The following is a 19,617-nucleotide window of genomic DNA, read 5'->3' as shown; positions in this document are numbered from 1 at the left end:
GTAGGGTGGTTACATGCCCGATTTTTCCTCGCCCACAGTGCTGACCTTACTGGTCAAGGACGGCTGTTCACTCTGCCAGGACGCACGGGAGGTAGTGGCGCAGGTCGGCGCAGAGTTTGGCCTGGGTTTCAGCGAGCTCTCGATTGTGGTGGACGGGGAACCACTGCCCGAATATCAGCAGTATCTAGAAGAGCTGCCGGTGCTATTGATCGACGGCGTGCAACGCGATTTTTGGCGGATCGACCCCGAACGCTTGCGCAGATTGCTACGTGCACGGCAGTGACTTGGGCTTGGACAAGCCGAGGACCTAAAGTTGTTCTGTGTCCACGCCGCGAGTTCCGCTGAATGCCGATCCGGGAGCTGAGGCGGACCTGCCCGAGCTGGAACCGCAAGTTCCCGCCTTGCCTGCTGCCGCCGTCGCCCGCCTTACCTTGTACCTTCGGGCGCTGAACGCTTTTCTGGCCGAAGGAGCTGAGCGAGTTTCCTCCGAGGACCTAGCCGAGGCTTCCGGAGTGAGCTCTTCCAATGTGCGCAAGGATCTTTCCTACCTGGGTTCCTATGGAACCAGGGGAGTCGGCTACGAGGTGCAGTATCTGAGCCGCCGGATTGCCACCGCGCTGGGCCTGACTCAGGACTGGCGGGTCGCCATTGTGGGCGCCGGTAACCTGGGCCGTGCGCTGGCTCGCTACGCGGGCTTCGAGTCCCGAGGCTTCGACGTCGTCGCCTTGTTGGATCGAGATCAGCTGATGATCGGCCAGGAGGTTGGCTGGTTGCGAATCTCCGATGCGGAGCAGCTCGAGGTGACACTGGAGCGCACCAAGGCAAATATGGTGGTGTTAGCGTTGCCTGCCGAAGCCGCGCAGCAGGTTTGTGATCGGGTGATTGCTGCCGGGGTGCACAGCATCCTCAGCTTCGCCCCGGTGCTGCTGCAGGTCCCGGACTATGTGAATCTGCGCAAAGTGGATATGGCTACGGAGTTGCAGATCCTGGCTTATCACGCCCAGAGGCTGCCCGAGGCTGGGACCGCTAGCGCCTGAGCTCAGCGCTTAAAGTATGCCCGGTTGGCAGGCAGCCAGCAATAGATGATCCCGAAGGCGCCGAAACCGACCTGTAGCAGGCTCAAGGGGCTCAGACTGACCAGTAACACCAGCGAGAGCACGGCTAGCACAGTGCCTAGGACCCGGGCCCAGGAGCGGCCCGCGCGGATTTTGAAGGCGATGAGCACGTAGAGCCCGACGGCGACCACACCCATTACTGCGGCGGTCACCATGGAGGCGGTAATGACCGAAGAAATATCCAGGCCTGCAGTGGCGAATTCGGGGTACTCGTTGAGCTGTTTGAGTAAAGCAGCTCGTATTTCAGGAGAGTTGAAGGCGAAGAACGAGGTCACTGCGGTGACCAGCATGATTGCTCCGGCCGCCAGGATCAACACAAAGGCACGATTGATCTGCAAGGGAACACTGCCCGGCTGACCAGCAGTGCCGGGCGGTTGATTGCCAAGCCAAGTTGGCAGAACCGGACCGTTGCCGCTCGGCTTGGTTCCACTCGACTTGGTTCCGGTTTCGCCGGGCTGCTCCGTGGGCATTCCGGGGGCTTGATACCCGGGCGGCGCATATTGGCCATAGCGGGGGACTCCCGGGGTGATCTCCGGAAATTGTCCTGGACTGTGCGGAGCCTGGTTCGGCTCCGATCCCTCGGGGCTTGCTGGCGTGCTCATCGTATTCCTCGTGGTTTTCCGGGACAGAACAAAGGGCCGGGTGGGTCGCTTAACCCTACCCCGGCCCCTTGCCGATTATTGCCTGATAAATGTTGCCTTAGAAGGCGGGAGGTGCATTGCGGCGCGAGTTCAGCCAAGCGGTCGACTCGGGCAACCACATCAGCACGGTGGCAACAACGCCGATCAAGCCGGTGCCTGCGCCAAAGAAGACCAGCACAATTGAGACGGCCGCGATAATGCTGAGCGCCAGCCGAGCCCATTGGAAACCCTCTTTGAGCTTCATAGCGAAGACCACAATAGCCGCGATCAGCACCAGGGAAATGATCGAGACGATCAAGCCCGCCACTCCCGCTCCGCGCTCGTTAGGACGCGTGAGTGAGATCAAGCTGTTCAGGTCGTTGTAATCCGGAGTGGCTATCCGAATGATGCTGAAGATCAGGCCGATAACGGTCGAGATCAGCCAGAGCCCAGCGGTGATCAGCCAGAGAATGTACGAGATCTTGAGCAGCTGGGGTAGCCCAGCGACGCTGAAGATGCCGGAGAAGCCGCCCTTTGGCATTACGTCATTGAAGGACTTCGGTCCATCGGTTGGCATCTGGAACTGGAAGTTGCCCTGACCAGGTTGTTGGCCAGCTTGCTGATACGGCTGCTGGTATCCCGGCTGTTGTCCGGGTGGCTGGTAACCAGGCTGTTGATAGCCGGGTTGTTGAGGTTGGCCAGGGGGTGCCTGGTATCCGGGGGCCGGCTGCTGTGGCACCTGATACCCGGGCGCTGGCTGCTGGTAGGGCTGCTGTGGTGCACCCTGGGGCGCCTGGTAACCAGGTGCCTGAGAAGGGTCAGCAGGTTGTTGCGGGGGCTGGTAGCCCGGCTGTCCTTGATTCGGGTCCTCCGTGGGTGTACTCATGTCATTCACTGTATTGCTATTCCCAGGGTTTGCATAGGAAAACCAGATCACAATCCACCGCTCAAAAAGGCCGCTCCGCCCCATCAAAAAGCTGTTTGACGGGGTGGAGCGGCCTTAGCGAGAAGTTCCCGAGATGAAACTCAGATGGAACTCAAACCGAGCTTAGGCGGCAGTGAACTCTGCTTCGATGGTGATGGTCACCTTATCGCCGACCAGTACGCCACCGGCCTCCAAGGCTGCGTTCCAGGTCAGGCCGAATTCCTTGCGGCTGATCGTGGTCTTGCCGCTGAATCCGGCGCGAGTGGCGCCGAAGGGATCAACGGCTACGCCGTTGAATTCGATATCGAAGGTGACCGGGTGGCTGATGCCACGGATGGTTAGGTCTCCGGTCAGCGCGTAGGTCTCGCCCGCGGCGGTGATCGAGGTGGAGCTGAAGGTCAGCTCCGGGAACTGCTCGACGTCGAAGAAGTCGGCGCCGCGCACGTGGCCATCGCGATTGGCATCGCCGGAATCGAAGCTTGCAGCCTTGATGGTCGCCTGCACGGAGGAATCGGCCAGGGACTCGCCGACCGTTGCGGTAGCGGTGGCCTCGGTGAACTTGCCCCGGGTCTTGGAGATGCCGGCATGCCGCACCGAGAAACCGATCTCGCTGTGCGAGTTATCGAAGGTCCAGGTGCCCGTGGTCAGGCCGGTGGGAATGGTTTCAACGCTCATGATGACTCCTAATAGTGCTCTAGTTCTGCTGTACAGGGATGACGGAAATGAACCGTTCATGGTTAAGAATCATGCAAACGCATGTTTTATTCCAGATCTGATTAACCTTTCTTAACTTGGCTTTGAGAGAATGGGCAGATGTCCCAAGCCACTGTGCATCTGCTGCGTCACGGCGAAGTCTTCAATCCCGATGGCGTGCTCTATGGCCGGCTGCCGGAATTTCATCTCTCGGACCGCGGAGTTGCGATGGCCGTGCGGTTGGCCGAGCACTTCCGTGCTTTAGCGGACGACGGCGCCACCATGGCTTATTTGGCGGCCTCACCTCTGACTCGGGCGCAGGAGACGGCGCAGCCCAGTGCAACGGCGCTCGGCCTGGATCTGAATACCGACGAGCGGTTGATCGAGGCGCAGAATCATTTTGAAGGTCTCAAGGTCAGTGCCTCGGAGTTGCTCAAGCCCAAGTACTGGCGCTATTTTCGCAATCCTTTTCTGCCCAGCTGGGGCGAGCCCTATCGGGAGCAGGTGGCGCGGATGCGCCTGGCTATCGATGCCGCCCGCCTGGAAGCTTTGGAGCGGGGAGGTGACGGCGCCCAAGCCATTCTGGTCAGCCATCAATTGCCGATTTGGGTGACTCATTTGAGCTTGCAGAAGCGGCAGCTCTTCCACGATCCCCGAGCGCGAGAGTGTACTTTGGCCTCGCTCACCACGATCAATTTCGAGGGCTCGGAGGTCACCGGAGTTCGCTATAGCGAACCCGCCGCTGCATTGTTACCGGGAGCGGCTAGCACTCCCGGTGCTTGAGCGCAGTTTGAGACCTGTCGGACAATGCGCGACAATTGAATTCGACGACCTGTAGAAAAGTCGGTGAGGTGGACCCCATGTTAAATCGACGCGCGCTCTTCGGTGCTGCCGGGGCGACGGCTGCCGCAGCCCTGCTTGCCCTGAGTGGTTGCTCCGCACCGGACCCGCTGGCCGAACAAGCCAAGGCGGGAGACGGCAAGAACTACGTGGCCGGAGATGGCTCGGTTACCGAATATGCGGTTGACCATCGTGGCGGAACGGTGTCTTTTTCGGGTACTTTACTGGACGGCAAAGCCCTCGATTCCAAGTCCTTTGCCGGTAAGGTCACGGTCTTGAACTTCTGGTACGCCGCCTGTGCCCCTTGCCGACTAGAAGCCCCCGACCTGGAGAAGCTGAAGCAGGAATTCGCGCCGAAGGGTGCGCTCTTCTACGGCGTGAACATTCGGGACGACGTGGCCAATGCCGTGGCGTTTGGCCGGACCTTTGGCATCAGCTACCCAAGTTTTAACGACAAAGACGGCTCGGTGTTATTGAGTCTCGCTAGCTATGTGCCGCCAGCGGCGGTGCCCACCACCTTGGTGCTGGACAAACAAGGACGGGTTGCCGCCCGAATCCTCGGCGTGGCGGATAAGTCCACCCTCAAAACCTTGATCAGCAGCACCCTGGCCGAGAAGTGATCTGCGCGGAAGCGAGCAGCCCTGACGTGAACAGCGCAGGTCGGCGGTGAACAATCCTTTCGGCGAGGCAGTGAGCAGCGGCTCGCTCCTTCTGGCTTTGCCGGTGGCCCTACTAGCCGGGCTGGTCTCCTTCCTTTCGCCCTGTGTGCTGCCCCTAGTCCCGGGATACCTGGGATACGTCACCGGCTTGACCGGGGTGGACCTGGCCAAGCAGCGGAAGGGTCGGATGCTGCTCGGTGTGTCTCTCTTCGTGCTCGGTTTCACCGTGGTCTTTGTGGTGCTTGGAGCTGCCGTGGGTGGCTTGGGGGCTTGGCTATCCATTAACTCGGCCTGGATCACTCAGCTGCTGGGCGTCGTCGTTATTATCCTGGGCATTGTCTTCCTGGGTGGGTTCTCGCTTATGCAAGGGGAGGCGCGGATCCATGCCAAGCCGAAAGCCGGTCTCTGGGGTGCGCCAATACTTGGGCTGACTTTCGGCCTGGGCTGGGTGCCCTGCATTGGTCCCACTTTCGCCGCAGTGCAAGCACTCTCCTTCTCCGGTGGGACGGATGCGCTGAAGGGCACGCTGCTGACCTTCGTCTATTGCTTGGGGCTGGGACTACCATTCCTACTGATAGCCCTCGGCTTCCGGCGCGGAATGGGGGCGCTGAGCTTTTTCAAGAAACACAAACTAGCGCTGCAGCGAATCGGCGGCGGCTTGTTGATCGTCGTCGGGCTGCTGATGGTGACCGGTGCCTGGAATTACCTGATCAGCACCATGCAAGGCTGGATTTTCACGGTCAGGTTACCGATTTGATGGGTACTGGGTTTTGATGGGTACTGGATACAGGGGAGCTAGATGAGCGAGACCAAGGAAACGCAGAGCATCGAAGTGGCTCTGCCCCGCCTGGGGCTCTGGGGGATGCTGCGCTGGGCCTGGACCCAGCTGACCTCGATGCGGACGGCTTTGTTCTTGCTGTTGTTACTTGCGGTGGCGGCCGTGCCCGGATCGTACTTCCCACAGCGTATCCAGGACCCCTCGGCGGTGACTCGCTATATCCAGGACAACCCGGTGGCCGGGCCGATCATGGACTGGTTCAAGCTCTTCGATGTCTTCTCCTCGCCGTGGTTCTCTGCGATTTACATTTTGCTTTTCCTCTCGCTAATCGGCTGCGTGGTGCCGCGGGCCAGGCAGCACTACAAGGCGATGCGCTCCCAGCCGCCGCGCACTCCCCGCAGGCTTTCAAAGATGGCGGAGTATGGCACCTTGCAGATTCCGGCGGACTCGGGCAAGAGCGCATTGGAGGCTGTTCAGGAAGCTGCCGCCATCTTGAAGCGGCGTGGTTACCGGGTAGATGTCCGGGCAGACGGCGACCGCCCCAGTGTCGGCGCCGAGCGCGGCTTCCTCAAGGAAGTGGGAAATCTGCTCTTCCATGTCTCCATGATCGGTGTGCTGGCCGCCGTCGCCCTGGGCGGGCTATTCGGCTATTCCGGTCAGCGCGTGCTGGTTACCGGCGAGAGCTTCGTGAACACGCTGATCGGTTACGACTCGTTCACCCCGGGGACAAACTTCAACTCGGACTGGCTGCAACCATATTCGGTGAAGCTCGACGAGTTCACCATCCAGTTCGACCGGAACGCGGCCGCTAAAAAGGTACAGCCCCTCGATTTCACCGCCAAGGTGACGGTCAAGGACTCGCCCAATGCCCAGCCCGTGCAGAAGGAACTCAAGGTCAATGAGCCGCTGAGTATTGGTGGCACCGACGTTTACCTGTTAGGGAACGGCTACGCCCCTCATTTCACCGTCAAGGACGGACAGGGCAAAGTCGCCTTCTCCGGTTGGGTGGTCGGCGGGAAGCCCGATGCCACCTACGCCTCCGGCCTGGTGATCAAAGTTCCGGACGCCAGACCCGATCAGTTGGCTTTCGCCGGCACCTTCCTGCCGACAGCGGCTAAGGATGCCAATGGCCTAGACGTCAGCATTGACCCGGACCTCGGTCATCCAGAGGTGCTCCTGAACTCCTATTTCGGCGATTTAGGGCTGGACAGCGGCATTCCGCAGAACGTCTTCAATCTCGATGTCTCCAAGCTCACCCCGCTCAATGATCGTAAATTGCCGGCCGGAGGCATCACCCTGACCGGTGGCCAGACTTACCAGTTGCCGGCCGGGAAAGGCTCGATCCGTTTCGACAACATCACCCGGTACATCGGCCTGGAGGTCCGACACAATCCGGGACAGGGTTATGTGTTGATTTTTGCGGTTACCGCGTTGCTCGGACTGATCGGTTCGCTCTTCCTCTCCCGGCGTCGGGTCTGGGTGCGCACCGGCAGCCATCCGGACGGGCGGGTAATGGTCGAATACGGCTTGCTTGCCAGGGGCGAGGACTATCGACTGAGCCGCGAGGCGATGCTGCTGAGGTCCCAACTGGCCAAAGCTTGGAGCGTGGCGGAGAATCAAGATACTGGCGATCAGAAGAGCAAGCCGGTCGAATTGGAAATGAAGGAAAGCTGATGCCAGAGATCAACGAACAGCTGGGCGAATACAGTGCCCTGTTCATGCTGCTCGCCGGAGTCACCTATGCGGTTGCTTTTTGTGCGTTCACTTGGGATCTGGTGGTCTCTAGCCGGACCACGAGGGCCATTGAAGCCCAATCTAAGCAAGCCGCCGAGACCGCTCAAGCTGAGCCAGTCGCCGTCGGAAGTTCGCGTTCCGCCAGGGCTTCGTCGCTCGGTTCGGTTTCCGCCAATGGCACCACTCTGGACCTAGCGGAACGCCCCAGCACTCACTCTGGAAGCAGCTCTCCCATGCTGGCCGATGAGTCAATGAAGTACGGTGGCGAGCGGCGAGCCGCTGCCAGAGCCGCGGTGGCCCTTACCCTGCTGGCCGCACTGCTCAATGGCACCGGAGTGTTGCTGCGCGGCCTGGCCGCTGGCCGGGTGCCGTGGGGGAATATGTACGAATTCTGCACCACGGGTGGTTTCCTGGTGGCAGCGGTCTTCCTGATCGTGTTGACTCGGCGTGATCTGCGCTTCCTGGGTACCTTTGTGGTGGGCTTGTCCCTCATTATGCTCTTCGCTGCTTCCAGCGCATTCTGGGTTCCAGTGGGGCACCTGGTACCAGCCCTGCAGAGCTACTGGCTGGTCATCCACGTTTCCATCGCGGTGCTTTCCGCATCGCTTTTCACTCTGACTTTCGCGATGAGCGTGCTGCAACTCCTTCAGTCTCATCGTGAGGTTGTGCTGACCTCCGGTAAGCGGGATCGTCTCCCGTTCATGCGGCTGGCACCTTCGGCGCTGAGCCTGGAAAACCTTTCCTATCGGCTCAATGCGATTGCCTTCGTAGGCTGGACCTTGACCCTGATCTTTGGCGCCATGTGGGCGGAGAAGGCCTGGGGTCGTTACTGGGGCTGGGACACCAAGGAGGTCTGGACCTTCGTGATCTGGGTGGTCTTCGCTGGTTATCTGCACGCCCGCGCAACTCGAGGCTGGACCGGCACCCGGGCGGCTTGGCTCTCCATCGTTGGCTACGCCTGCGTGGTGTTCAACTTCACCGCGGTGAACATTTTCTTCACCGGCCTGCACTCCTACGGCGGGGTTTCGCCGAACTAGGGTTCAGCTTGCCCGCTTCTCGTCGTCGGCTTTCCGCGGTCAGTCTGCATTTCTACGCGTTCGCGATAGTTCGCTGACCTCGCGATAGCCCTCTGTCGCGACATTGAGCTATCGCGAGGCTAGTTGGCTATCCCGAGCAAGGTGTGCTGGGGGAGACGTAGCTCAGCGAACTCAGTTTTCCTGATCGCGAAGCTTCCGCTCCCGCTCTTCCAGTTCGGCTTGTAGCTGTCGCAGACGTTCCTCTTCGGCCTTCTGCTTCCGGGCGACATCGAGATTGCGCAGGAATTCCGGATCATCGTCGGGAGCCATCGGTGCGGTCGGGTGCGCCCGCGGTACCTGTCGCGCTGCGTTTCCATTCCCATACTGTGGCCTGCCCAGCGCGAACCAGAGCACCACCCCGATCAGGGGAAGGAAGATAATCAGCAGCACCCAGGCCACCTTGGGTAGGGTGCGGACGCTGCTTCCCTCGCTGCGCAGGCAATCGATCAGAGTATAGAGCTCTAGACCGAGAAGAATCAGCAGCGGCAGGTATCGGAGCATGATTTATTCTAGCTTCCGGAAAAGGGCTATCCGAAAGCGTTCTCTGAAAGCACACAGGCCCAGCGGGTAAACTGGTGTCGTGGCTTTTTTGAAGTATTTCCTGATCAGAGTGGGCATTCTGATCCCCCTATTCGTTATTTTCATGTTGCTGGGCCTCGGAGCTGTCTTCTCCGTGATCGCGGCAACGCTGATTGCCTTCTGTGTGGCTTACCTCTTCTTCCGCCCGCAGCGCAATGCTGCCGCGGAGTCAATCCGTACTGCGGTCTCGCCGGAAGCCCGAAAAGATCGTGCCAAAAAACGGGTGACGGACGGCGACATCGAAGACTCGCTAATCGAGGCGAATCCCGAAGTGGGCATCGACAACGATCAGAAACCTTCCGCGAGGAAGTTGCCCCCGGCTGAGCAGCTTGGCTCGGTTGACGAAACCAGCCGGGTGCCCAAGGACTTCACGGTCTGAAGCGCCGTAAGTCTGAACCGGTCGAAGTCTGAACTGGCTTAGTCTGAAACTGGCCTAGAACAGCTTCGGCAAGACCATCGCCAGGCCGTAGAGCACGCTGAATCCCAGGTTGATCAGACCGGTCTGTTTGAGCACCGGAATCAGCGCCTTACGGGTTTTACCGGAGAGCATGACCCAACTGGGCACCAAGGTGGCTGGAATCAGCAGCAGCACCAATAAGATCCAAGGTTTCTGCGTCACCAGCGCCAGTGGAAGCAGAATCGCTATGGCGAGTAGCAGCACATAACTGAGCCGGGCATTCCGATCTCCCAGCCGAACCGCCAAGGTGCGTTTGCCCACCTCGGAATCAGTGGGAATGTCCCGCACATTATTGGCCATCAGCAGCGCGACGGCGATTAGCCCGGTGCTGATCGCGCCCACGAGTGAGGCCCAGCTCAGAGAGCCAGCCTGGGTGTAGGTGGTGCCTAAGGTGGCAACCAAGCCGAAGAAGACAAAGACAAAAACATCGCCCAAGCCGAGGTAGCCGTAGGGGTTCTTACCCCCGGTGTACCCCCAGGCGGCCAGCACGCAGGCCACTCCGATCAGGATGAACCACCAGGACTGGGAGATTAGTACCAGTACCAGTCCGGCCAGCATGGCGACCGCAAAAGTGCCGAAGGCGGCATACTTTACCTGCCGCGGACTGGCCGCCCCGGAACCGACCAATCGCAGCGGGCCGACCCGAACGTCGTCGGTGCCGCGGATGCCATCGGAATAGTCATTGGCGTAGTTCACCCCGATTTGCAGGAAGAGGGCGACGGCGGCAGCCAGCAAGGCGTTCAGCCAGCGGAAGGAACCCAGGTCAAAAGCGGCAGCTGAGCCGACGATGACCGGGGCGATTGCCATCGGCAGGGTGCGCAGCCGGGCGCCTTCTATCCATTGTGCAGCGCTCGCCATGGTCTTATTTTCCCCGATCTTTGGCTTGAAGCTGTTCCAGCAGGCTCTGCCGGTCGATTTTTCCCTGCGGCAACAGTGGCAGTTCCTTCAGCAGCAGAAATGTCTTGGGTACGGCATGGGGCGCCAGGATTCCGGCAGCTGCTTGATGCAGCGCGGATTCGGCCAGCTCGCTTACGACGGCGGCCACCACCTTCTGTCCCCATTCGGCATCTTCCAGCCCGGTGACGAAGGCTTCGTGCACGCCCTCGATGCCTCGCAGACTGTCTGCTACTGCCTGGGCTGAGACCTTGAGGCCACCGGTAATGAGCACGTCATCGGCTCTGCCCAGTACCCGCAAAGCTCCCCGTTCGTCCCATTCGCCCAGGTCGGAAGTCCGGTACCACCGGGTGTTATCAAAGGTTTGGAAGGTTTCGGCGGTACGTGCGGGATCATCCAAATAACCTTCGGCTAGTACCGCCCCGCCCAGCCAGATCACCTGCTGCCCCGCCGAATCCGGGCGTAAGGCGAGCTCGACGCCTTCTAGTGGGTCGCCGTCGTACACACAACCGCCGCAAGTTTCGGCGCTGCCGTAGGTGGTGACCACCTTGATTCCAAGCTCGCGAGCGCGAGCGAGTAACTGCTCGCTCGCCGGGGCTCCGCCGAGCAGCACCGCATTGAATCTGCGCAGTGCGGGCCAGCTTTCCGGAGCGTCCAGCAGCCGAGCTAGCTGGGTGGGTACCAGCGAGGTGTAACGGATCGGATCGGTCATTTCGGTGGCTGCCGCACTAAAAGACTCCGGGCTGAAGTCGCCGTGCAGCTCCGCAGGCCGGGTGCCGGCGAAGAGCGAGCGGATCAAGACCTGCGCGCCCGCCACATAGAACACCGGAAGTGCCAGTAGCCACTGCCCTTCGCCTCCCAGAGCCAAGGCGGTGGCCATCGAGGAAGCCGCCAGCGCGTCGACGCTCAGCATGGTCTGCTTGGGTGCCCCGGTAGAACCCGAGGTGCCCACCACAAGGGCGATTCCTTCCGGAGCCTCGATCAGCTCGACGCCGTCCGGGCTGATTTTGACCGCGGGTCCTTCGTCGGCCAATGCCGCCGCCAGGGCAGTTAGTAGTTCTTGAGTATTCATTACCGGCTCAGAAGTAATGCGGGAAGCTGGACCAGTCCGGATCGCGCTTTTGCAGGAAGGCGTCCCGGCCTTCCACCGCCTCGTCCGTCATGTACGCCAAGCGGGTGGCTTCCCCGGCGAAAACTTGTTGGCCAGCCAAGCCGTCGTCGGCCAGGTTGAAGGCGAACTTGAGCATTCGGATGGCCTGCGGGGACTGCTTGGCGATATCCGCAGCGTATTCCAAAGCCACCTCTTCGAGCCGTTCATGGTTTACGGCTTCGTTGACCGCGCCAAACTGAACCATTTCCTCGGCCGAGTATTCTCTGGCCAGGAAGAAGATTTCCCGAGCGCGCTTTTGGCCGATTTGCCGAGCCAGCAGCGCCGAGCCGTAGCCCGCATCGAAGGAACCCACGGTGGCATCGGTCTGCTTGAACTTGCCATGCTGTTTAGAGGCGATGGTGAGGTCCGCAACAACGTGGAGTGAGTGTCCGCCACCGGCGGCCCAGCCATTGACGACGGCGATCACCACCTTGGGCATGGTGCGGATCAGTCGCTGCACCTCCAGGATGTGCAGCCTTCCGGCCCGTGCCGGATCGATGGTCTCCTGGGTCTCGCCCTCCGCGTAGCGATAACCGTCGCGGCCTCGGATTCGCTGATCGCCGCCCGAACAGAAGGAGTGGCCGCCGTCCTTGGGACTCGGGCCATTCCCGGTCAGCAGCACGGTGGCGACGTCGGGAGTCATCCTGGCGTGGTCGAGCGCCCGGTATAGCTCATCCACGGTTCCCGGACGGAAGGCATTGCGTACCTCTGGGCGGTCGAAGGCGATCCGCACGGTGGGCAGATCTTGGCCGTTTTCGTGTTGCCGATGGTAGCTGAGGTCCTGAAAATCCTCGAAGCCGCTGACCGTTCGCCAGCGCTGGGGGTCGAAGATATCTGAGACTTTCCGGGTTTCACTCACCGGACTATTCTACTGATCAGCCACCCCCGTTGTGCCGAGGGCGGTGGCGGCTGCGAGACTGGAGGGATGAAGTTTTCACTCCACGGGTGTGCCAAGTTGTGAAGAGATCTGTCACGAGGTTGAAGCGTTTCGCCGTGATCGGTTTGTTTGGCTATGGGGTGCTGGTGCTACTTCTGGTGCTCTGGCCGAGTCATGTCGATGCTCAAGTGGCTCCAGGGCTTTCTGCTCTGCTCGATGCCTTGCATCGTCACGGCGTGCCGGGCTTCGTTGACTACGGCTTCATCGAGGTGAGCGCCAATGTGCTCATGTTTGTGCCGCTGGGTCTCTTTCTCGCAATACTTTTGGGGCGTCGCTGGTACCTATCGATTCCGGCTCTGCTGTTGCTCAGCTCGGCGGTGGAACTCACTCAGCAATTCTTCCTGCCTGGACGTACCGGGTCCTGGTCGGATGTAGTGGCTAACACTTCTGGGGCTGCCCTAGGTGCTTGCCTCGTCGGATTCTTGATCCTTCCGCGATCAAGGACGAAGTCCGGAACCGAGGTAGTGCCCCCGGAACGCTGATAGCTCAGGAGATGCAGAACTCATTGCCTTCCGGATCTGCCATGGTGTACCAGCTGTGCGGTCCCTGATGACCTTCCCAGAGGAAGCGTGCTCCGCGTGCTTCCAGTGCGGAGCGTAAGTCGTCCTTATTGTCGCCGCCGAGGCGGACATCCCAGTGCACTCGATTCTTGACGGTTTTGCTCTCGGGGGCTGTCTGGAACAAGATCCGACTGCCATCGCGCACTTCCTCGGGTGGGTTGATGGCTTGGCCGTCCTTCCAGACCAGAGTGCCGCGATGGATCAGGGTATCGGATTCGGACGCATGGCCCTGCTTGACCATTGACCGAATGAACTCTTCGTTGCTCGGCTCCACCTGCCACCCGAGCGTTTCCGCCCACCAATCGGCTTGCGCATGGGGGTTAGTGGCATCAACTGCTATCTGAAGTGAGTAGCTCATGGCAGCAGACTACGGTGATTCGCTTTGCTCGGCCAGGGCATTTAGGACAACTTCAGCCCTGAATCGAAGCAGCTGAATCGGCAGATCCGACGGTGCTACCCTGAGGGCATGAACAACTAATCGCAATCCTTCCCAAACGTGACTCCATTGACGTTGATTGCGAGGTTCATCGATGACTTTTTCTGCTGAGTTTCCTTCCCAAACTGTGGCTCCCATTGTGCTGCGTGGCGTCGCCCACGGTTACGCCGATCGGCTGCTTTTCGAACAGGTGGAACTCACCATTTCGCCCGGCGAACATGTCGTTATTGTGGGTGAGAACGGTGCCGGGAAATCCACCTTGCTCCGTTTGATGGCCGGAGTGGAAGCTCCCGACGCCGGTCAGATCACCTTCCCGAAACGGTCCGGCTACCTGCGGCAAGGGTTAGAGTTTCCGCTCGGAGCCACGGTGACCGAGGTGATTGACGATGCCCTTGCCGAGCCAAGGGCGATGGAAGCCGAGTTACTGGAGCTTTCGTCCCAGCTGGTCGAGGCCTCACCGGAACAACTCTCCCGCTACGATCAGCTCGCCACGGCCTTCGCGCTGCGTGACGGTTACCAGGCCGAAGCCTGGCTGGACGCAGCCATGGACAGGCTGGGGCTAGGGCAACTCGATCGGCAACGTTCGGTTGATGCGCTTTCCGGGGGCGAGCGTGAACGGCTGGCCCTGGCCTGTCTGCTCGCCGACCCGGCACCGGTGCTATTGCTGGATGAACCCACGAATCATCTCGACGCCGCCGGGCTGGATTGGCTGGAAAATAACTTGGCGGCGCATCGGGGCAGCGTGGTGGTGGTATCGCATGACCGGATGCTTTTGCGCAGGGTGGCGCACACCATTATCGAAGTGGATGCTGAGCGGAGTGCGGTCCGGCGTTATGGCAACGGTTATTCCGGCTATCTGAGGGAGAAGCAGGCCGAGCACGCTCGTTGGGAGCAGTCCTATCAACAGTGGCAGGATGCCATGGCCAGGGAGCGTCAGAAGGCTGTGGCCGGCACCGGACGTAATGGTTATGGTCGGGTCCGGGACCACGACAGGATGGCCTTCGATTTCAAGGCGGGAACGGTCGATGAGGCTGTTCGCTCGCAGATTCGTAATGCGCAGGAACGGCTCCGCAGACTCGAGGAGAACCCGGTGGAACGGCCGCCTCAACCGTTGCGGCTCTCGGCCAGGCTGGGCGTTCCGCGGTCCTCGGGAGTTGTGCTGGAGGGGCATGACCTGCTGCTCCCCGCTCGGCTAAATGTTCCCTCCTTCACCCTGGACGCCACCGAGAGAGTGCTGCTCAGTGGTCCCAATGGCGCGGGGAAAACCAGCTTACTGGAGGCGCTCTCCGGGCGAGTAGTAACGGCCGGGGAGCTGCGACGTCGCGCTCCACTGGGGTATCTCCCGCAAGAGGTTCCGTTCCCTGCTCAGCCCGAAATGCGGTTACTGCCAGCCTTTGCTGCGGGACGTATCGGGGATATCGAGCGGCAGGCGGAGGAACTGCTCACCTTGGGGCTGTTCCGTTCGGCGGACTTCCTACTCCCGGTGGGAACGCTTTCGGCCGGTCAGCATCGCCGTCTTGCCTTGGCCCGGCTGCTGCTCGGGGATTTTGAGGTTTTGCTGGTGGACGAACCAAGTAATCACCTGGCGCCGCAGCTCGTCGAGGAATTGCAAGAACTCTTTGCAGGCTTTTCCGGCGCGCTTTTGCTGGTCAGCCATGACCGGGTGTTTCACGAATGGTTCTCCGGACTGTCCTCCGCCCGCGAAATGCGGATGGAGAATGGCCGTTTACTGGAGTCGTCATCCTAGGGGCCCGCTGTCATCTGAGCAACGATGATTGACCCGGCATGTCCGGTGTGAAATATTTATAGAACGAACGGTCAGTAATTTGCTGAGCAGATTGCTGCCGGTGGATCGACGCTGAGGAGCGGACATGGCGGAAGCCTTTCTAGTCGACGGAGTCCGGACCCCGGTGGGTCGTTATGGTGGGGCGCTGTCCTCGGTTCGTCCCGATGACCTGGCGGCCACGGTGATTTCTGCACTGATGCAGCGCACCGGAATCGATCCCGCCTTGGTCGAAGAAGTCATTCTGGGCAGTGCCAACCAAGCGGGTGAGGACAACCGAAATGTCGCCCGAATGGCACTTCTGCTTGCCGGAATGCCGGATACCGTTCCCGGAATCACGGTGAATCGACTCTGTGCTTCTGGGATGTCCGCTATCACCCTGGCATCCCAGATGATCAAGGCCGGGGCCGCCGATCTGGTGGTTGCCGGTGGCGTTGAGTCGATGAGCCGAGCCCCCTGGGTGATGGCTAAACCTGAGAAGGCTTTCGCCCGTCCCGGCGAGGTGTTCGATACCTCGATTGGCTGGCGGTTCACTAACCCGCGCCTCAAGCAGCGGGATAAAGCGACCTATTCGATGCCGGAAACCGCAGAAGAGGTTGCCTCCCTGGATGGGATCAGCCGAGCCGATGCCGATGCTTTTGCGCTGCGTTCCCATCAGCGAGCCCTGGCCGCGATGGACGCCGGTCGCTTCGATGCCGAGATCGTGGCGGTGGAAGCCCGAGCCGGGCGTTCGGTGCACACCGTCTCCGTCGATGAAGGGCCCCGGAGGGATACCTCCCTGGAGACCTTGGCCGGCTTGCGGCCCGTGGTCCGGCCGGACGGGGTGGTCACCGCGGGTAATGCCTCCTCACTCAACGATGGAGCCTCGGCAATTTTGGTGGCTTCAGAGGCAGCGGTGCAGAAATACGGATTAACCCCTCGCGCTCGCATTGTCGATGGTACGACGGCGGGGCTCGCCCCAGAGGTGATGGGGCTTGGCCCGGTTCCGGCGACCCAAAAGCTCTTGGCGCGGACCGGCGTCGAACTTTCCTCCATTGCCGCTGTGGAACTCAACGAAGCTTTCGCCACTCAGTCCTTGGCTTGCATCCGCCGCTTGGGTCTTGATCCGGAAATCGTCAATGCCGACGGCGGTGCGATTGCGCTGGGGCATCCGCTCGGTTCCTCCGGGGCCCGAATCGCCATCACCCTGCTCGGCCGGATGGAGCGGGAGGGTGCACATCGTGGCTTAGCCACCATGTGCATTGGCGTTGGTCAGGGTGCAGCGTTGTTGGTGGAGAAGGTATGAGCCTGCTTCCGGACGCCAAGACGCTGCTGATTGAGGACTCACCTGACCGTGTGGTGGTTAGGCTCAACCGGCCCGAGGTGCGCAACGCGATTGATCAGCAGATGATCGACGAACTGCACCAGGTGTGTGCTTTTCTGGAGTCGAATCCGAAGATCTTGATTCTCACCGGTGCGCAGACCGACAAGGGCGGAGTTTTCGCCTCCGGAGCGGATATCGGCCAACTCCGTGATCGCGGCCGTGAAGATGCGCTCGCGGGAATTAATATCAAGCTTTTTATTCGAATTGCCGAACTCAAAATGCCGGTGATCGCTGCTTTGGACGGCTTTGTGCTGGGCGGTGGAGCCGAGCTCGCCTTTGCCGCCGATTTCCGGATTGGCACACCATCGATTCGGATCGGCAATCCGGAAACCTCGCTGGGCATTATGGCCGCGGCGGGAGCCTCCTGGCGGCTGCGAGAGCTGGTGGGTGAGCCGTTGGCTAAGGAAATTCTGCTGGCTGGCCGGGTGCTGAATGCCGAGGAGGCTTTGGCGGCTCGGCTGGTTTCCTCACTCCACGACCCGGCCGAATTACTGCCTGCCGCACACGCGCTGGCCGAGCGGATCGCGGCGCAAGATCCGCTCGCTGTCCAATACACGAAGGCGGTATTCCATCTACCTCGCCAAGCGCATCCTGAGGCCGATATGCAGGCTCAGGCCGTGCTCTTCGAATCGGCGGCGAAGTACCGGCGAATGACCGCGTTCCTCGAAAAGAAGGCCAAGAAATGAGCAGTTTGCCCGCAGTGGTCGGAGTGATCGGTGGAGGCCGAATGGGGGCGGGAATCGCCCATGCCTTTTTGGTCAATGGCTGCCGGGTGGCGGTTGCCGAAGCCAATGACGACGCCGCTGCGGCCGCTCGCAGCCGGGTCACCGAAGCGGTACAGAAGTCCGCGGAGCGGGGAGTGCTGGCGGGCAACGTCGAGGATGCTCTGGAGCGGCTTTCCGTGCTGACTTCGGTGGAAGAGCTGGGCGGCTCTTCACTGGTGATCGAGGCGGTGCCGGAGGTTTTTGAGCTCAAGGTTTCCGCGCTGCAGCGCGCAGAGAGCGTTCTTTCCGCTGAAGCTGTCTTAGCCACCAATACCTCATCGCTTTCGGTCAATGCCCTGGCCGGAATGCTGGCGCGGCCGGAGCAATTCCTCGGTCTGCACTTCTTCAATCCGGTTCCGGCTTCGACCCTGGTCGAGGTGGTGGTGGGTGAGCGAACCGCCGATTCGCTGGTGACCGAAGCGCGGGGCTGGGTTGAAGCGCTGGGCAAGCGGGCCGTCGTCGTTCGAGACGCGCCGGGCTTTGCGTCTTCACGTTTAGGCGTTGCCATTGCCCTGGAGGCAATGCGGATGGTCGAAGAAGAGGTGGCTTCCGCCGAGGACATCGACACCGCGATGGAGCTGGGGTACAAGCATCCGATGGGGCCCTTGCGGACCACCGATGTGGTGGGGCTCGATGTGCGATTGGGCATTGCTGAGTACCTTGCATCCACGCTGGGGGAGCGCTTTGAGCCGCCCCAGATCCTGCGCGATAAGGTAGCGCGCGGGGAACTAGGGCGGAAGAGCGGCCAGGGTTTCTTTACTTGGTAGTCGCTCTGATTGACTGAGGCGATGATTGAATTGCCGCGTGAGGTGGATTGGGAAGGCGCGTTCAACGCGCGAGATCTAGGCGGGCTAGGCGAAGTTCTGCCGGGCCGGGTGTTCCGGATGGCTCGCCGTGAGTCACTCAGCCAGGCTGGTTGGCAGCAGATGCATGACGCCGGTGTGCGCACCATCATTGACCTGCGGAACGCGGACGAGGCGGGGCGTAGATCGAATGATCCGACGGTCTCCGAACTCTTCAGTATCAAAGTGCACTTGCTGCCGGTCGAAGACCAGTCAGACCCTCAATTCCAGACGGTTTTCCCGATACTGAATTCCCCCGAGTCGATCTGGCCGATGATGCGGATCTGGCCGGATAAACTCGTTGCCGTCTACCGGGCCATTGCTCGGGCGGAGGGTGCCGTGGTGATTCACTGTGCCGGTGGTCGCGACCGGACCGGCATGATCGTGATGGGGCTATTGCAACTTGCCGAGGTACCTGCGGAGCTGATTGCCGACGATTACGAGACCGGTGTGCGGGTGAGTGCTCCTTCCGATCCAAAGTTCGACGGCGTCCAGCCCGGCGAGAGCAACCCGGTCCTCGACGATTGGGCAAAACGCACCCGGCAGGCCATGCTTACCGCTGCGGCGGAGGCCGACGTCGAAGGTTATTTGCTTGAATTTGGGGTCCAGGCTCAGGAGATTGGCGCTATCCGGAGCCTGCTACTTGGCCCCTAGGATGGTTCTATGACCACCTTTGAACCCGTCACTCTCACCGGTAAATATGTGCAGTTGGAACCGTTAGTTGTGGAACACCACGACGGTCTGGTGGAAGCGGTTCAAGATGGAGAGCTGTGGAAGCTCTGGTACACCAGGGTGCCCAGGCCGGAGCAGATGCGAGCCGAGATTGAGCGACGGCTGGAGCTTCAGCAGGCGGGTTCAATGCTTCCCTTCACCACTCGCAGGCTGAGCGACGGCAAGATCATCGGCATGACCACTTATTGCGATATCGATGTGCAGACCCCTCGGCTGGAGATCGGATACACCTGGAATGCCGCCGGTGCACAGGGGAGCGGGACCAATCCCGATTCGAAGCTGCTCCTGCTGAGACATGCCTTCGAGAACCTAGGCTGCACCGCCGTCGAGTTTCACACCCACTGGATGAACCAGCAGTCCCGCGAAGCAATTGCCCGGCTGGGGGCGAAGCAGGATGGCGTGCTGCGGGCGCATCTGCGGATGCCGGACGGCACTGTGCGGGATACCGTGGTGTTCTCGATTATTGCCTCCGAGTGGCCGATGGTGAAGTCGGGGCTGGAATTCCGGCTGCAGAAGGAGCGCTGACCCGGTTCCGTTCTACATCGACAGTGATCTGTTCTGGCTACTTTCCAGAATTCGGCACCCGTTTCCCCTTTTTGCGCCCGGTGGTAGCGGCGCATTTAGGGGCAACGGATGCCGATCTGCGCGGCTGCCAGGTCGAAGTGCCTAAGGAGTGAAGG

At 60.8% G+C, this 19,617-nt stretch carries 23 protein-coding genes; 15 read left to right on the top strand and 8 right to left on the bottom strand.

Annotated features, from left to right (window positions below; all coding sequences use genetic code 11):
* Positions 1 to 13: 13 nt before the first annotated feature.
* Both FHU41_RS08790 and FHU41_RS08785 read left to right on the top strand, forming a co-directional pair.
* Positions 14 to 283 (top strand): glutaredoxin family protein, encoded by a 270-nt coding sequence (locus FHU41_RS08790; RefSeq protein ID WP_179389317.1) that lies wholly within the window; start codon positions 14 to 16, stop codon positions 281 to 283.
* Between the two features lie 88 nt (positions 284 to 371).
* Positions 372 to 1,037 carry a redox-sensing transcriptional repressor Rex gene (locus FHU41_RS08785; protein WP_425503320.1) on the top strand — a complete coding sequence of 222 codons (666 nt, stop codon included), beginning with the start codon at positions 372 to 374 and terminating at the stop codon, positions 1,035 to 1,037.
* A 2-nt stretch (positions 1,038 to 1,039) separates the two neighbouring features.
* Here the strand turns inward: FHU41_RS08785 and FHU41_RS08780 are convergent, their stop codons facing one another.
* The 3 genes from FHU41_RS08780 to FHU41_RS08770 form a co-directional block, all read right to left on the bottom strand.
* Positions 1,040 to 1,717 carry a hypothetical protein gene (locus tag FHU41_RS08780; RefSeq protein WP_179389316.1) on the bottom strand — a complete coding sequence of 226 codons (678 nt, stop codon included), beginning with the start codon at positions 1,715 to 1,717 and terminating at the stop codon, positions 1,040 to 1,042.
* A gap of 97 nt (positions 1,718 to 1,814) precedes the next feature.
* Entirely contained in the window at positions 1,815 to 2,621 is an 807-nt protein-coding gene (locus tag FHU41_RS15295; RefSeq protein WP_179389315.1) for a hypothetical protein, read from the bottom strand.
* Between the two features lie 162 nt (positions 2,622 to 2,783).
* Positions 2,784 to 3,335, bottom strand: coding sequence for a YceI family protein (locus tag FHU41_RS08770; RefSeq protein WP_179389314.1), 552 nt, complete (start codon positions 3,333 to 3,335; stop codon positions 2,784 to 2,786).
* Between the two features lie 138 nt (positions 3,336 to 3,473).
* Here FHU41_RS08770 and FHU41_RS08765 point away from each other — a divergent pair, with 138 nt between their 5' ends.
* The 5 genes from FHU41_RS08765 (at position 3,474) to ccsB (ending at position 8,401) form a co-directional block, all read left to right on the top strand.
* The gene (locus FHU41_RS08765) at positions 3,474 to 4,136 is read left to right on the top strand and encodes a histidine phosphatase family protein (protein ID WP_179389313.1); all 663 of its coding nucleotides are present in this window, start codon (positions 3,474 to 3,476) and stop codon (positions 4,134 to 4,136) included.
* A 77-nt stretch (positions 4,137 to 4,213) separates the two neighbouring features.
* Entirely contained in the window at positions 4,214 to 4,813 is a 600-nt protein-coding gene (locus FHU41_RS08760) for a TlpA family protein disulfide reductase (protein ID WP_179389312.1), read from the top strand.
* Between the two features lie 46 nt (positions 4,814 to 4,859).
* Entirely contained in the window at positions 4,860 to 5,609 is a 750-nt protein-coding gene (locus FHU41_RS08755; protein ID WP_179389311.1) for a cytochrome c biogenesis protein CcdA, read from the top strand.
* A 42-nt stretch (positions 5,610 to 5,651) separates the two neighbouring features.
* Complete coding sequence (gene resB, locus FHU41_RS08750) at positions 5,652 to 7,304, top strand: cytochrome c biogenesis protein ResB (RefSeq protein WP_179389310.1); 1,653 nt, start codon at positions 5,652 to 5,654, stop codon at positions 7,302 to 7,304.
* Positions 7,304 to 8,401 (top strand): c-type cytochrome biogenesis protein CcsB, encoded by a 1,098-nt coding sequence (gene ccsB / locus FHU41_RS08745; protein ID WP_179389309.1) that lies wholly within the window; start codon positions 7,304 to 7,306, stop codon positions 8,399 to 8,401. Before resB ends, ccsB begins: the two co-directional genes overlap by 1 nt.
* Before the next feature lie 171 nt (positions 8,402 to 8,572).
* Here the strand turns inward: ccsB and FHU41_RS08740 are convergent, their stop codons facing one another.
* Positions 8,573 to 8,941, bottom strand: a complete 369-nt coding sequence (locus tag FHU41_RS08740) for a PLD nuclease N-terminal domain-containing protein (RefSeq protein ID WP_179389308.1) — start codon at positions 8,939 to 8,941, stop codon at positions 8,573 to 8,575.
* 79 nt (positions 8,942 to 9,020) lie between these two features.
* Here FHU41_RS08740 and FHU41_RS08735 point away from each other — a divergent pair, with 79 nt between their 5' ends.
* Entirely contained in the window at positions 9,021 to 9,398 is a 378-nt protein-coding gene (locus tag FHU41_RS08735) for a DUF4229 domain-containing protein (protein ID WP_179389307.1), read from the top strand.
* 54 nt (positions 9,399 to 9,452) lie between these two features.
* Here FHU41_RS08735 and FHU41_RS08730 read toward each other — a convergent pair whose 3' ends face one another.
* The 3 genes from FHU41_RS08730 to FHU41_RS08720 are packed head-to-tail and all read right to left on the bottom strand — an operon-like array spanning position 9,453 to position 12,379.
* Complete coding sequence (locus FHU41_RS08730; RefSeq protein ID WP_179389306.1) at positions 9,453 to 10,334, bottom strand: 1,4-dihydroxy-2-naphthoate polyprenyltransferase; 882 nt, start codon at positions 10,332 to 10,334, stop codon at positions 9,453 to 9,455.
* A 4-nt stretch (positions 10,335 to 10,338) separates the two neighbouring features.
* Entirely contained in the window at positions 10,339 to 11,442 is a 1,104-nt protein-coding gene (locus FHU41_RS08725) for an AMP-binding protein (RefSeq protein ID WP_179389305.1), read from the bottom strand.
* A gap of 7 nt (positions 11,443 to 11,449) precedes the next feature.
* Positions 11,450 to 12,379 carry a 1,4-dihydroxy-2-naphthoyl-CoA synthase gene (locus tag FHU41_RS08720; RefSeq protein WP_179389304.1) on the bottom strand — a complete coding sequence of 310 codons (930 nt, stop codon included), beginning with the start codon at positions 12,377 to 12,379 and terminating at the stop codon, positions 11,450 to 11,452.
* Between the two features lie 134 nt (positions 12,380 to 12,513).
* On the opposite strand from FHU41_RS08720, the gene FHU41_RS08715 reads away from it, so the two are divergent.
* Positions 12,514 to 12,939, top strand: coding sequence for a VanZ family protein (locus FHU41_RS08715; RefSeq protein WP_179389303.1), 426 nt, complete (start codon positions 12,514 to 12,516; stop codon positions 12,937 to 12,939).
* A gap of 4 nt (positions 12,940 to 12,943) precedes the next feature.
* On the opposite strand, the gene FHU41_RS08710 is transcribed toward FHU41_RS08715, so the two are convergent.
* Positions 12,944 to 13,375: a VOC family protein gene (locus FHU41_RS08710; RefSeq protein WP_179389302.1), complete on the bottom strand. Its 432-nt coding sequence runs from the start codon at positions 13,373 to 13,375 to the stop codon at positions 12,944 to 12,946.
* Between the two features lie 172 nt (positions 13,376 to 13,547).
* On the opposite strand from FHU41_RS08710, the gene FHU41_RS08705 reads away from it, so the two are divergent.
* The 6 genes from FHU41_RS08705 (at position 13,548) to FHU41_RS08680 (ending at position 19,462) form a co-directional block, all read left to right on the top strand.
* Positions 13,548 to 15,200, top strand: coding sequence for an ABC-F family ATP-binding cassette domain-containing protein (locus FHU41_RS08705; protein ID WP_179389301.1), 1,653 nt, complete (start codon positions 13,548 to 13,550; stop codon positions 15,198 to 15,200).
* A gap of 124 nt (positions 15,201 to 15,324) precedes the next feature.
* The gene (locus FHU41_RS08700; protein ID WP_179389300.1) at positions 15,325 to 16,521 is read left to right on the top strand and encodes an acetyl-CoA C-acyltransferase; all 1,197 of its coding nucleotides are present in this window, start codon (positions 15,325 to 15,327) and stop codon (positions 16,519 to 16,521) included.
* The gene (locus tag FHU41_RS08695) at positions 16,518 to 17,285 is read left to right on the top strand and encodes an enoyl-CoA hydratase/isomerase family protein (protein WP_179389299.1); all 768 of its coding nucleotides are present in this window, start codon (positions 16,518 to 16,520) and stop codon (positions 17,283 to 17,285) included. Before FHU41_RS08700 ends, FHU41_RS08695 begins: the two co-directional genes overlap by 4 nt.
* Positions 17,282 to 18,130 (top strand): 3-hydroxyacyl-CoA dehydrogenase family protein, encoded by an 849-nt coding sequence (locus FHU41_RS08690; RefSeq protein ID WP_179389298.1) that lies wholly within the window; start codon positions 17,282 to 17,284, stop codon positions 18,128 to 18,130. The genes FHU41_RS08695 and FHU41_RS08690 overlap by 4 nt, the downstream gene beginning before the upstream one ends.
* Positions 18,131 to 18,151: 21 nt before the next feature.
* Positions 18,152 to 18,859, top strand: coding sequence for a tyrosine-protein phosphatase (locus FHU41_RS08685; RefSeq protein WP_179389297.1), 708 nt, complete (start codon positions 18,152 to 18,154; stop codon positions 18,857 to 18,859).
* Between the two features lie 9 nt (positions 18,860 to 18,868).
* Positions 18,869 to 19,462 (top strand): GNAT family N-acetyltransferase, encoded by a 594-nt coding sequence (locus tag FHU41_RS08680; RefSeq protein WP_179389296.1) that lies wholly within the window; start codon positions 18,869 to 18,871, stop codon positions 19,460 to 19,462.
* The last annotated feature ends 155 nt before the right edge of the window (positions 19,463 to 19,617 follow it).

Origin of the sequence: Psychromicrobium silvestre, from assembly GCF_013408295.1 — a bacterium.
GTDB classification, from domain to species: Bacteria; Actinomycetota; Actinomycetes; order Actinomycetales; family Micrococcaceae; genus Renibacterium; species Renibacterium silvestre.
This window is presented reverse-complemented; position numbering and strand designations above follow the sequence as displayed.

Bases quoted from the DNA above. Each gene is read 5' to 3' on its own strand.
- FHU41_RS08690 (WP_179389298.1), top strand. From the start codon at position 17,282: ATGAGCAGTTTGCCCGCAGTGGTCGGAGTGATCGGTGGAGGCCGAATG.
- FHU41_RS08765 (WP_179389313.1), top strand. From the start codon at position 3,474: ATGTCCCAAGCCACTGTGCATCTGCTGCGTCACGGCGAAGTCTTCAAT.
- FHU41_RS08695 (WP_179389299.1), top strand. From the start codon at position 16,518: ATGAGCCTGCTTCCGGACGCCAAGACGCTGCTGATTGAGGACTCACCT.
- ccsB (WP_179389309.1), top strand. From the start codon at position 7,304: ATGCCAGAGATCAACGAACAGCTGGGCGAATACAGTGCCCTGTTCATG.
- FHU41_RS08740 (WP_179389308.1), bottom strand. From the start codon at position 8,941: ATGCTCCGATACCTGCCGCTGCTGATTCTTCTCGGTCTAGAGCTCTAT.
- FHU41_RS08760 (WP_179389312.1), top strand. From the start codon at position 4,214: ATGTTAAATCGACGCGCGCTCTTCGGTGCTGCCGGGGCGACGGCTGCC.
- FHU41_RS08700 (WP_179389300.1), top strand. From the start codon at position 15,325: ATGGCGGAAGCCTTTCTAGTCGACGGAGTCCGGACCCCGGTGGGTCGT.
- FHU41_RS08730 (WP_179389306.1), bottom strand. From the start codon at position 10,334: ATGGCGAGCGCTGCACAATGGATAGAAGGCGCCCGGCTGCGCACCCTG.
- FHU41_RS08685 (WP_179389297.1), top strand. From the start codon at position 18,152: ATGATTGAATTGCCGCGTGAGGTGGATTGGGAAGGCGCGTTCAACGCG.
- FHU41_RS08705 (WP_179389301.1), top strand. From the start codon at position 13,548: ATGACTTTTTCTGCTGAGTTTCCTTCCCAAACTGTGGCTCCCATTGTG.
- FHU41_RS08710 (WP_179389302.1), bottom strand. From the start codon at position 13,375: ATGAGCTACTCACTTCAGATAGCAGTTGATGCCACTAACCCCCATGCG.
- FHU41_RS08780 (WP_179389316.1), bottom strand. From the start codon at position 1,717: ATGAGCACGCCAGCAAGCCCCGAGGGATCGGAGCCGAACCAGGCTCCG.
- resB (WP_179389310.1), top strand. From the start codon at position 5,652: ATGAGCGAGACCAAGGAAACGCAGAGCATCGAAGTGGCTCTGCCCCGC.
- FHU41_RS08770 (WP_179389314.1), bottom strand. From the start codon at position 3,335: ATGAGCGTTGAAACCATTCCCACCGGCCTGACCACGGGCACCTGGACC.
- FHU41_RS08680 (WP_179389296.1), top strand. From the start codon at position 18,869: ATGACCACCTTTGAACCCGTCACTCTCACCGGTAAATATGTGCAGTTG.
- FHU41_RS08790 (WP_179389317.1), top strand. From the start codon at position 14: ATGCCCGATTTTTCCTCGCCCACAGTGCTGACCTTACTGGTCAAGGAC.
- FHU41_RS15295 (WP_179389315.1), bottom strand. From the start codon at position 2,621: ATGAGTACACCCACGGAGGACCCGAATCAAGGACAGCCGGGCTACCAG.
- FHU41_RS08725 (WP_179389305.1), bottom strand. From the start codon at position 11,442: ATGAATACTCAAGAACTACTAACTGCCCTGGCGGCGGCATTGGCCGAC.